Here is an 11,750-nt window from a genome sequence, read left to right as displayed (position 1 = left end):
TTAGATGGGTAAAATTAAGGTTCTTCACATTATTAAGTCGTTAGGTAGAGGTGGAGCAGAGATGCTTCTTCCGGAAACTTTAAAACTCCATGATCATGGAAATTTTGAATTCCATTATATCTATTTTCTTCCATGGAAAAATCAAATGGTATCGGTTATAGAGGATAACCATGGTACTGTTATGTGTTATTCAGCAAAAAATAACATAGAAATGATGCTGAAGGTGAATAATGTGATTGAATATTGTAAAAAAGAACAGATTAATATAATACATAGCCATCTTCCCTGGTCCGGATTTCTTGCGAGATCAGTTTTTGCAAAGGCTGGAATTCCTGTAATCTATACGGAGCATAATATCCAGGAAAGATATCATATAGCTACAAGGCTGCTAAATAAGTTCACCTTCAATTCCCAAAACTTAGCTCTCGGTGTTTCCAAGGACGTGAGTGATTCTATAGCTAAAAACATTAAGCCTAGAATACCGGTAAAGACATTACTTAATGGAGTAAATACTGAGAAATTTATTAAAAATGCAGATTTTGGTAAAAAAATTAAAACTGAATTCAATATTCCAGAAAATGCAACTGTCATTGGAAATATTGCAGTTTTTAGAAAACAAAAAAACCTTGATCTTTGGATTGAAGCTTTTTCCATAATAGCCAAAAAATATGAGGTTTATGGATTACTCGTTGGTGCAGGTCCCGAAGAGCAGTTCCTGAAACAAAAAATCGAAAGGTTAGGTTTAGAAAATAGAATTTTATTACCAGGTCTTCAAACAGATACAATAGCCTATTTCTCAGCGATGGATATATTCATGATGAGTTCCAATTTCGAAGGTTTACCTATAGCCTTATTGGAGGCAATGAGTATGGAGTGTGCTATCGTAGCAACAGCAGCAGGTGGTGTAAGGGAGGTTGTTACGAAAGATAGTGAAGGTCTTTTAAGTAAAGTAAATGATGCAGAAACGTTGGCAAGGAATGTTTCGATCTTAATAGATGATGAAATTAAACTAATTGATTTGCAGAAGAATGCCCGCCTTAGAGTTCAAAACTCATTTAGTTTACAAACTATGGTAGAATCACTGGAAGTCTGTTATAAAGAATATGCGGAAGTATGATAATCAGAGAAGCTACAACTAGTGATGTAAACGAAATAGTGGAAGTGTTAATCGCGAGTCTTGGAACTGTAGACTTGGAGCTATCACCGGAAATTTGGAACTTCAAACATGTTAATAATCCCTTTGGAGCATCTTTGGTCCTTGTTGCGGAAGAGGAAGATAGGATTATTGGGGTTAGAGCTTTTATGCGTTGGAACTGGATGATGGATAATAAAGTTTATAATTGTTTTCGAGCAGTAGATACTGCAACACATCCGAATCATCAAGGTAAAGGTATTTTCAAAAAACTCACTTTAAAGGCAATTGAAATAGCTCAGCAAAGTGGATATTCATTTGTTTTTAATACCCCGAATGAAAACAGTAGACCAGGTTATTTAAAGATGGGATGGGTTATAGTTAATAAGGTTAATATTGCAATCATACCAGCCTGGAATTCTTTTTGGAGAATATTTGAAGATTCATTTGTCTATCAATTAAACTTAAACGTTACCTCAGATAAACTCGATCAATTGTGTGCCTCATGGAATGAACGATTATCTAAACAGGGAAAAACCTTCACACCCAAATCCAGCAGCTTTCTTAAATGGAGATATGAAGATAATCCACTTCGAAAATATGAAGTTGTTGCTACCGAGAGTTTATACGTAGCATTGTATGTTAAAAAGCGTGGTAAAATTAGCGAATTGAGAATCGCAGAGTGCATATTCGCAGATGAAAAGAAGGGAGTGAATGCTCTTTCAAAACTAATAAAATACTATAGTAACAAATTTGGAGTGCAAATAATATCATATTCACCTAATGTACTTAAGCTAAATAAAATAGCACTTCTAGGTAATTACGGGCCAATACTTACAATTAGGAAACTAAATTTAAATTTAGATGAGTCTAATGATTTAGTGGATATCTCTAACTGGAATAGTAGTATTGGTGATTTAGAATTATTTTAAGCCTATGTTCGCTGTCATTTTTTTGATCATCATTTTTTACGGCTTAAATCAAGTCTTTTTCAGCACATTCAAAAAAAGACATTCGTTTTTTTCAGAGAAAAAAATGAATCTATTATATCTTTATCATATTCTTTTCTACGGCGTTTATACGTGGTATGCTTATAACAATCCGTCAGATTCGATAAATTACTTTAGACAAATTTCTGTTCATACAGGTTCCTGGTTCGATTTATTCGGGACAGACACACTATTCATCAACTTTTTATCTTACCCGTTTTATTATATCGGTTTCAATTATGATATGATAATGTTTACTTTTTCATGGTTTGGATATTTGGGATTTGTATATGCATATTTATTTTTCAGAGAGAAAATACCTATAAAGATCAAAGTATTCAAGCGTTTTGACTTCTTGACTTTGATATTATTTTTTCCGAACATGCACTTTTGGACTGCATCTTTAGGTAAAGGTTCGGCCATTTTTCTGGGATTGATGATGTTTATGTACGCTATTGTTCAGCCGAAAAGTAGAGTTCTTTTATTGATTATTGGCTCGGCCATTATATTTTATATACGTCCTCACGTTTTCATGTTTGTGGCAGTAGGTGCAATTCTGGGATTTATGAGTGGTAAAGAGAAAATCGCACTTTGGCAGAAAATCATGATTTTTGCTGTAATGTTTGGATCCTTAATTTTATTACAGGATAAAATACTTGGAGTTATGAATCTTCAGGATTCTGAAAATTTGGTTGAAGATTTTCAGGCGGCGTCGGAGAAAAACTCTAAGGATTTACAGACTGCAGGTTCAGGAGTAAATATGTCTTCTTATCCATTGCCTTTGAAATTATTTACTTTCTGGTTTAGACCTCTCTTTCTAGATGCTCCGAACATATTAGGTTTAATTACTTCTGTAGAAAATCTTGTTTACCTTTTATTGTTTGTTAAAATCATAAAAAAGGATTTTGTGAATTTTATCAGGAAGTCACCGGCTTTGGTAAAAATGAGCTTCGTAATATTTTTTTCAACATCGTTTGCAATGACCTTTGTGATGTCGAATCTTGGAATTATTATGAGGCAAAAGACCATGGTGATGTATTTTATTTTTTATGTTATATATTATTATCTAGCAGAGAAAAAGTATGTCAAACTACTATGGGTGAAGCGCAGAAATGACAGGATGAAAGAAACGGCGCAATCATCTTAAAATCTGAATGTAAATCTTATGAAAAACAATGGTGCCCTCGTAATTTCGCTTGATTTTGAATTAATATGGGGCGTTTTCGATACCGTGAGTATTGATCAAAAGCTAGAATATTTTTTGAATACAAGAACTGTAATTCCAAAGATGTTAGATTTATTTGTCCAGGAAAATATTCATGCTACTTGGGCTAGTGTAGGAATGCTATTCAATAAAAATTGGCAAGAATGGAGGCACAACAAACCATCGAATTTGCCCCATTATAAGAATTCTAATTTATCCTCATACAAATTTGGTGAGACCATAGAATTAACAAAATATAACAAGCTATGTTTTGCGCCTGAGCTTATTAAAATGATTAATCAATCAAAAGGTCAAGAGATTGCTACACATACGTATTCACATTATTATTGTCTAGAAAAAACTCAGGAAGTAAAAGATTTTGGAGATGATCTTGAGAAAGCTATATCAGTATCTCGTGATATGGGCATAGAATTAAAGTCTCTGGTATTTCCTAGAAATCAAATTAGAAAGGATTATTTGAAAATTTGCTATGATCTTGGTATTGAAAATGTTCGTTCAAATCCTAAAAGTTGGTATTGGAATAATACTAGTAAAAGCGACTTAAGTTCCAAAATCGCCAGAACTGCAGATGCATACATAAATTTGGGTAAGAAATCTTATCCAATCTCAGAGTTAGTAGCACTTGAAAATTTGCCATTAGAACAAAAGGCGAGTAGATTTTTGAGACCTGTGGAAGGTAATGCCATACTTAGAAAGTTAAAATTGGATAGAATCAAAAGCGAAATGACAATTGCAGCGAAAAGTGATGAAGTATATCATTTATGGTGGCATCCACACAACTTCGGGGAGAAACCGGTAGAAAGTTTGATAGATCTTTCTCATATTATTAAACATTATAAATTCTTAGAGGATAAATATGAATTTCGCTCTTTGAATATGTTAGAATTAGCTAGAACTATTATTTAGTCTTACAAAAGATTATCTACGCTCTACTTTATTTATCTTTGCAAGCTTAAAATTGTTTATATGTGCGGAATCAACGGATTATTATTTAAAGGCAAACACGAAACGGAAGATATCAGAAGGGAGTTGTCTAAAATGAATGTGGAAATTATACATAGGGGGCCTGATCAAGACGGTTTTTTTGTAAATAATTCTAATATTTATTCTGTTGGCTTTGCAATGAGGAGATTATCAATTATAGATCTCAGCACTGGTAAACAACCTATGTTTTCTGAAGATGGTAATATTTGTATTGTTTTCAATGGTGAAATTTATAATTATCTCGAGCTTAAAGAGGTTTTAATAAAGAAGGAAGTAGTTTTCAATACTACATCTGATACTGAGGTTATTCTTAAGTTATACGAAAATTTTGGAAAGGATGCATTTGGAATGCTAGATGGGATGTTTGTGTTTAGCATTTATGATAATGTGAAAAATAAGATCTTTATAGCAAGAGATTATTTTGGTGAAAAGCCATTATATTATACAAAAAACGGAAACAATTTATTATGGGCTTCCGAGCTTAAATCTATTGTTTCAGTAATAAATGAAACACCTGAAATTTCTAAACAAGGTTTAAACTTATATTTCCAACTTACATATATTCCGGCACCATATACTATATACAAAGACATTAATAAACTTGAAGCTAATCACTATCTTGAGATTGATTGCACGGATCAGTCTTTTCTTGTCAAGGAAATAAATCAAAATTTCAGTAATAAAATTGATCCTACTATTAGCTTTGATGAGGCAAAAAGTATTACGCATGACCTGGTTAATGATAGTGTTTCATCTAGGTCGATTGCTGATGTTCCATTAGGTACTTTTCTTTCAGGAGGCGTGGACTCGTCTATAGTTTCTCTCTCACTTTCCAAGCATAGTGATTCGAAGATCGATACTTTTTCAGTAGGATTTGAAAAAAAATCTTTTGATGAGACTGATAAATCAAGAACTGTAGCAAATCTTATTGATAGCAATCATCATGAATTTATTATTTCAGCGAATGACCTAAAAGGAAATCTGGATAATATATTACTGAATTTTGATGAACCTTTTGCCGATTCATCTTCCTTACCTACTTATTTAGTAGCCAACAAAACCAGACAGCATGTAAAAGTTGCCCTTACCGGAGATGGCGGAGACGAAATTTTTGGTGGTTATAATAAGTACTATATCGGCAAAATGAACCAGAAGTATTCATCGGTAGTGCCGAAAACCTTTCATAATAGTTTTAAAACGGTAGCAAATAAGGTTCTAAGTACGAGTGACGATAAGCGCGGCACTCGTTTTAGAATGCGTAAATTGATGAATGCGATTAATTATGAAGGTGATTTTTATTATAATATAATTTCTCTCGCTTTCCAACAGCAAGATTTATCACGATTACTGAAAGATGAATGGGTGAAATCTGAAGTCTTTAAGCCATATAAGAACATCGTTAATAATAAAGCTGAAGATCTGACCGACTTTCGTAATATCGATAAAATTCTGAGCCTGGAGGGGGATATGTTAGTTAAAGTAGATCGAACTAGTATGCTAACTTCTTTGGAATCCCGGGCTCCTTTTTTAAATCAAAAGCTTTGGGATTTTACCGGTCAATTACCTGAAGATTACTTGATGAAGGGTTGGAATAAAAAATACTTATTGAAAGAAGCATTCAAGGAGTATTTTCCGAACGATTTTTTAAATAAATCAAAGAAGGGTTTTGGTGTACCAGTAGGAGATTGGCTTAGAGGATATCTGAAACCTGAATTGGAATCTTATATAGAGGATCAGTTTTTGGAAAAACAGAATCTTTTCGATAAGGAATTTGTACGTAATCTAGTAGTACAACATATCACAGGAAAACAGGATAATACTTTTAGAGTTTGGGCATTCTTCTGTTTTCAGAAATGGTATAAACAAACTTATATGACGCTATAAGATGCAAAAGATTGTTCGCGTTACCACCATTCCTTTATCTCTGGAAAAGCTTCTTGAAGGACAGCTTACCTTTATGAGTCAGCATTATCATGTAATAGCTGTTGCCGCAGATGAAAAAAGACTCGAGAAATATGGGGTTGACAATGATGTAGAAACCTATACTGTAGAATTAACTCGAGCTATAACTCCCATTGCCGACCTTAAAGCTGTATTTAAACTCACCAGTTTTTTACGTAAACAAAAACCCCTAATTATTCATAGTCATACTCCTAAAGCTGGTATAATTAGTATGTTAGCTGGTTGGCTCGCAGGTGTTCCAATCAGGTTACATACTGTTGCTGGTTTGCCCTTATTAGAGGTAAGTGGAACGAAGAGAAAAATTTTAGATTCAGTAGAAAAGCTTACTTATAAACTAGCTCATAAGGTATTTCCAAACTCATTTGAATTAAAGAGTATTATTTTGGATTTAGAATATGCTAATGAATCTAAATTGAAGGTGTTGGGAAATGGTAGTTCAAACGGGATAGATACGACTTATTTTGATCCCCAACAGTATTCTGAAAACTTCAAAGCGGACTTAAAGTCAACCTTAGGTATTCCACAGGAAGATATCGTTTTTGTTTTTGTAGGGAGACTGGTAAAAGAGAAAGGCATAGAAGAACTTGTTCGTGCTTTTAATAGACTTAGATTTAATACTCCGGAATGTAGCTTATTATTAATTGGCCCATTTGAACAGGATCTGGACCCAATTTCAGAAGAAATTATTCAGGAGATTGAAAATAATCCGAAAATTGTAACCACCGGTTACGAGCTGGATGTGCGACCATATTTAGCAATCGCTGATATTCTAACTTTTCCATCGTATCGAGAAGGTTTTCCAAATGTAGTTTTACAGGCAGGTGCCATGTCTTTACCAGCAATCGTTACTGATATTAATGGTTGTAATGAAATTATTCAGGATGGTGAGAACGGTATTATCATACCCGTAAAGTCTGTCGAAGCGTTGCAGGTTGCTATGAAAAAATTAGTCGATGATATAGAATTGAGAAGTCGACTTACATTAAATGCTCGTCATATAATTCAAGAAAAATATGAAAGAGAGTACTTTTGGCAAATTCTGTTAAAAGAATACAAAGAGTTAGAAAGCTCTCTCAAACATGATTAAATTCGCGCCCCGGCTGAAGTAATTCTTAATTGACTGAATGTACAGAAATTTAATTAAACCAATCTTTGATTTTTTAGCTGCTGTTATAGCGCTGGTGATTCTGAGTCCGGTCTTAATTGTAGTTACTATACTATTATATCGGGCAAACAATGGCAAGCCATTTTTTTATCAGGCCAGACCTGGTAGAAATGGGAATATTTTCAGAATAGTGAAGTTTAAAACCATGACTGATGAAAAGGATCCAACGGGGAATCTATTGCCGGATTCTGAAAGATTAACGAAAATTGGTAGCTTTGTTCGAAAAACTTCAATTGATGAAATACCACAGTTGTTCAATGTTCTGAAAGGTGATATGAGTATTGTCGGTCCAAGACCATTACTTCCTCAGTATCTGGAGCTATATAATGCTGAACAATTAAAACGGCATGAGGTGAAACCGGGGATTACCGGCTGGGCGCAAGTAAATGGTAGGAATGCAATAAGCTGGCTTAAGAAATTTGAATATGATGTTTGGTACGTAGAAAAGCAGTCATTTGTTCTAGATATCCAAATATTATTTAAAACTATTAAAAAAGTTGTTATTTCTGAAGGCATAAATGCAGATAACATGGCTACCACAGAACCTTTTAACGGTAATAATTAATGATCTTATTTGGTGCAAGCGGACATGCAAAAGTTATTCTGGATATTATCAATTCCGGAACTGGTGATACCGTGGATTATATATTAGATGATAATTCTGAAATTTTCGATTTAGCTGGTTTTGAAATCAATCATACAGTTGACAGAAATATACTTCAGAAGATCGATACAATTGTGGCCATTGGAGATAACAAGATCCGGAAGCATATTTGTTTAAAATATAAAATAAAACTGCATCAGGCATTGATTCACAAAACTGCAACTGTTTCAAAAGCCGCGATTGTGTTAAAAGGATCTGTTGTTATGGCTGGAGCTGTTATTAGTCACTCAGCGAATGTAGGCGAAAACAGCATTATTAATTCGAATGCTATCATTGAACATGATGTAAGCATCGCTAAATTTGCACATGTTTCTCCAGGTGCAATTGTAACTGGAGCAGTGAGTATTGGAGAAGGCTCCCACATTGGAGCTGGAGCTTCAATCATCCCAGGAATAAGTATTGGCAAGTGGGTTACTATTGGTGCTGGTGCTGTTGTATTGAAAGATATTCCAGATTACGCTGTGGTTGTTGGGAATCCAGGCCGAATAATTAAATACAATAAGAATTAATATGTCAAACGATAAGATCTGGCTATCCTCCCCGCATATGGGTGGTAATGAGTTAAAATATATTCATGATGCATTCGATGAGAATTGGATAGCACCTTTGGGTCCCAATGTCTCTGGATTTGAAAATGATATTAAAAAATATCTTGGTGGAAAAGTTGAAGTTGCAGCATTAAGTTCTGGAACTGCTGCATTGCACCTGGCTTTAATTATGCTTGGAGTCTCGAATGGAGATGAAGTTATATGTCAAAGCATGACCTTCGCGGCTTCAGCCAACCCAATTAAGTATCTGGGTGCCACTCCAATATTTATTGATAGTGAATCCAAAACTTTGAATATCTGTCCTGATCAGCTGGAGATTGCTATAGAGGATAGAATAAAAAAAGGCAAAAAACCGAAAGCTATTATTGCCGTTCATTTATACGGTATGCCATATCAGGTGGATCGAATTAATAGGATTGCAGATAAATATAACATTCCAGTTATAGAAGATGCCGCTGAAGCTCTTGGGAGTACATACAAAGGTGCAAATTGTGGCACTTTCGGCGAATTAGCTATTTTGTCATTTAACGGTAATAAGATTATCACTACGTCTGGTGGTGGCGCCTTGGTTAATAAGACTGAGAAAATGAAGCAGAAAGCTGTTTTTCTCGCAACTCAGGCCAGGGATGATGCTCCACATTACCAGCATAGCGAAATTGGTTATAATTATAGATTGAGTAATATTTCCGCAGGAATTGGTCGTGGACAAATGGAGGTATTGGACGAAAGAGTAAGAGCAAGACGTGAGATGTTCGAATTTTATGTAAATTTATTCCGTGGTGTCAAAGGAGTCAGTTTGTTTTCTGAACCTTCTACAGATTATTTCAGTAATCATTGGCTAAGCGTTCTAACTATTGATAGTGAGGTTACTGGGTTCTCTAGAGAAGACTTAAGAGAATCACTCGGTGCTTTAAATATTGAATGTCGACCGCTTTGGAAGCCTATGCACATGCAACCTGTTTTTGCGGATAGTCCGTTTTACGGCACGGGAGTTGCTGAGACCATGTTCGACAATGGACTCTGTTTGCCAAGTGGCAGCAATCTGTCGGATAATGATAGGTCCAGAATCAGTAATGCAATTAAAAGTCATTTGAAAAAAGACCAATAGACTATGGGGAGCATAAGAAAAGCCCTTTCTAACATAATATCAGGTCCTGATAACTCTTTGGATATCCGAAATCTTAGATATCTTCCTAGATGGGCAATTTTGATGATCGATATAGGTCTGGTTACTATCTCAACGATTTTAACCATACTTATCCTTTTAGATCTATCTCCTTTTCATTATACTTTATTGAATTTTTATGAGAAAGCACTTCTGGTAATTACTATGAACGTTGGTTTCTTTTTTGTTTTCAAGACTTATGCTGGTATTATACGTTATTCTTCTAACGTAGATGCCTTGAAGTTATTACTATCAACTTGTAGTGCTTTCGTTGGGTTGGTTGCGATTAATTATGCATCCTACTTCCTAATAGGTCAAAAAATCTTTTTAATTGGCGGATTGCTAATTAATTTATGGATATCATTTTCGCTATTATTCCTTTTCAGACTTAGTGTCAAACAATTCTATGAGTATTTTAAGATTCTTCAGAAGAATGAGTCTCTAATTAATGCAGTTATATTAGGGGTTGATGAAAATGCGATCTCTATAGCAGGTGCGCTTGAAATTGAACATCCGCGTAGATTCCGAATTATGGGATTTCTAACACAGGATTCACATAAAAGACTCCGTGTACTGGATAAGCCGGTTTTAAAACATACTAAAAAGATTCATGAAGAACTAAATTCTCTTGGCGCTGAAGCGATCATATTTTCTGAACACACTCTTTCTTCAGAAGAAAAATTTAAATTGGTAGAGGAGTGTTTGGAACATGATATAGCAATTTATAATGCACCTCTAGTTTCTACCTGGGGTGGGGAGCCGATAGCTAATAAGGTAAAAACATTGCAGATTGAAGATCTGCTGGATAGAGAACCTATTAATCTTGAAACTCAGAATAAAATTGAACAATTAACGGACAGGACAATACTTGTTACTGGTGCAGCAGGTTCTATTGGTAGCGAGATCGTGAGACAGGTTGCTAAATATGATCCAAAGCGTTTGATAATACTAGATCAGGCTGAAACTCCTTTACATAATTTACAATTGGAGGTGGAATCCAAGTTTCCAGACCTGAATTTCAAAGTAATTGTTTGTGATGTTGGAAACCAAAAGAGACTGGAGCTTATGTTCCAGAATCAAGACATCGATGTGGTTTATCATGCTGCAGCATATAAGCATGTTCCTTTGATGGAAAGTAATCCACATGAAGCGGTATTTGTTAATATACATGGAACCAAAAATTTAGCAGATCTTGCTGTGAAGTACAATGTGGGACATTTCGTTATGGTTTCAACAGATAAAGCGGTTAACCCAAGTAATGTAATGGGAGCCTCTAAGAGAGCTGCTGAAATGTACGTTCAATCTTTGTTTCATAACCAAATGAAAGCAGGTATAGGAACTACGAAGTTTATAACTACACGTTTTGGAAATGTTCTAGGTTCTAACGGTTCGGTAGTGCCACTATTCAAGAAACAAATAGAGAAAGGTGGTCCTGTAACCATTACTCATCCTGATATCATCAGGTATTTCATGACCATCCCAGAAGCTTGTCAGCTTGTGTTAGAAGCAGGCGCAATGGGTAAAGGTGGTGAAATCTTTGTTTTTGATATGGGTGAACCGGTGAAAATTATGGACTTAGCTATCAAGATGATAAAACTTGCGGGTTATCAACCGAACAAGCATATTAAAATTAGAATTACTGGACTAAGACCAGGCGAGAAATTATACGAAGAGTTGCTAAATGATGATAGTCAAACGCTTCCAACTCATCACAAGAAGATAATGATTGGACAGGAGGTAGTAAGGAATTATGATTTAATTAATGATAAGATTGGGAAGATAATAAAATCCGCAACTAAATTAAAAAATGACAAAGTCGTTGCAAAGTTAAAAGATTTAATTCCAGAGTTTAAAAGTAACAATTCATCATACGAGCGATTGGATAAAGTTACTGAACTTAAAAAAAACTAGAATTT

Annotated in this window: 10 protein-coding genes; all 10 read left to right on the top strand. The window is 34.7% G+C overall.

Features of this window, described 5'->3' with window-relative positions; translation table 11 throughout:
- The first annotated feature begins 4 nt into the window (after positions 1-4).
- Positions 5-1,117: a glycosyltransferase gene (locus ACSHZO_RS12160; protein ID WP_298247457.1), complete on the top strand. Its 1,113-nt coding sequence runs from the start codon at positions 5-7 to the stop codon at positions 1,115-1,117.
- Entirely contained in the window at positions 1,114-2,064 is a 951-nt protein-coding gene (locus ACSHZO_RS12155) for a GNAT family N-acetyltransferase (RefSeq protein ID WP_298247456.1), read from the top strand. Before ACSHZO_RS12160 ends, ACSHZO_RS12155 begins: the two co-directional genes overlap by 4 nt.
- A 307-nt stretch (positions 2,065-2,371) precedes the next feature.
- Entirely contained in the window at positions 2,372-3,268 is an 897-nt protein-coding gene (locus ACSHZO_RS12150; protein ID WP_298247455.1) for a hypothetical protein, read from the top strand.
- 18 nt (positions 3,269-3,286) lie between these two features.
- On the top strand, positions 3,287-4,252 hold the full coding sequence (locus tag ACSHZO_RS12145; protein WP_298247454.1) for a polysaccharide deacetylase family protein: 966 nt from the start codon (positions 3,287-3,289) through the stop codon (positions 4,250-4,252).
- Positions 4,253-4,312: 60 nt separating this feature from the next.
- Entirely contained in the window at positions 4,313-6,214 is a 1,902-nt protein-coding gene (gene asnB / locus ACSHZO_RS12140) for an asparagine synthase (glutamine-hydrolyzing) (protein ID WP_298247453.1), read from the top strand.
- 1 nt (position 6,215) lies between these two features.
- On the top strand, positions 6,216-7,379 hold the full coding sequence (locus tag ACSHZO_RS12135) for a glycosyltransferase family 4 protein (RefSeq protein WP_298247452.1): 1,164 nt from the start codon (positions 6,216-6,218) through the stop codon (positions 7,377-7,379).
- Between the two features lie 37 nt (positions 7,380-7,416).
- Positions 7,417-8,022: a sugar transferase gene (locus ACSHZO_RS12130; protein WP_298247451.1), complete on the top strand. Its 606-nt coding sequence runs from the start codon at positions 7,417-7,419 to the stop codon at positions 8,020-8,022.
- A complete protein-coding gene (locus tag ACSHZO_RS12125; protein WP_298247450.1) occupies positions 8,022-8,630 on the top strand; it encodes an acetyltransferase in 609 nt (202 codons plus the stop codon). Before ACSHZO_RS12130 ends, ACSHZO_RS12125 begins: the two co-directional genes overlap by 1 nt.
- Before the next feature lies 1 nt (position 8,631).
- Positions 8,632-9,777, top strand: a complete 1,146-nt coding sequence (locus ACSHZO_RS12120) for a DegT/DnrJ/EryC1/StrS family aminotransferase (RefSeq protein ID WP_298247449.1) — start codon at positions 8,632-8,634, stop codon at positions 9,775-9,777.
- Positions 9,778-9,780: 3 nt separating this feature from the next.
- Entirely contained in the window at positions 9,781-11,745 is a 1,965-nt protein-coding gene (locus tag ACSHZO_RS12115) for a polysaccharide biosynthesis protein (RefSeq protein ID WP_298247448.1), read from the top strand.
- Positions 11,746-11,750 lie beyond the last annotated feature (5 nt).

Origin of the sequence: Christiangramia sp. 3-2217-3z, from assembly GCF_051195275.1 — a bacterium.
Classification (GTDB): Bacteria; Bacteroidota; Bacteroidia; order Flavobacteriales; family Flavobacteriaceae; genus Christiangramia; species Christiangramia marina.
Note: the sequence above shows the minus strand (reverse complement) of the source record. Positions and strands in the feature narration are given on the sequence as shown.

Excerpts from the sequence above, each read along its gene's own strand:
- ACSHZO_RS12115 (WP_298247448.1), top strand. The coding sequence starts at position 9,781 with ATGGGGAGCATAAGAAAAGCCCTTTCTAACATAATATCAGGTCCTGAT.
- ACSHZO_RS12150 (WP_298247455.1), top strand. The coding sequence starts at position 2,372 with ATGTTTACTTTTTCATGGTTTGGATATTTGGGATTTGTATATGCATAT.
- ACSHZO_RS12160 (WP_298247457.1), top strand. The coding sequence starts at position 5 with ATGGGTAAAATTAAGGTTCTTCACATTATTAAGTCGTTAGGTAGAGGT.
- ACSHZO_RS12125 (WP_298247450.1), top strand. The coding sequence starts at position 8,022 with ATGATCTTATTTGGTGCAAGCGGACATGCAAAAGTTATTCTGGATATT.
- ACSHZO_RS12130 (WP_298247451.1), top strand. The coding sequence starts at position 7,417 with ATGTACAGAAATTTAATTAAACCAATCTTTGATTTTTTAGCTGCTGTT.
- ACSHZO_RS12155 (WP_298247456.1), top strand. The coding sequence starts at position 1,114 with ATGATAATCAGAGAAGCTACAACTAGTGATGTAAACGAAATAGTGGAA.
- ACSHZO_RS12120 (WP_298247449.1), top strand. The coding sequence starts at position 8,632 with ATGTCAAACGATAAGATCTGGCTATCCTCCCCGCATATGGGTGGTAAT.
- asnB (WP_298247453.1), top strand. The coding sequence starts at position 4,313 with ATGTGCGGAATCAACGGATTATTATTTAAAGGCAAACACGAAACGGAA.
- ACSHZO_RS12145 (WP_298247454.1), top strand. The coding sequence starts at position 3,287 with ATGAAAAACAATGGTGCCCTCGTAATTTCGCTTGATTTTGAATTAATA.
- ACSHZO_RS12135 (WP_298247452.1), top strand. The coding sequence starts at position 6,216 with ATGCAAAAGATTGTTCGCGTTACCACCATTCCTTTATCTCTGGAAAAG.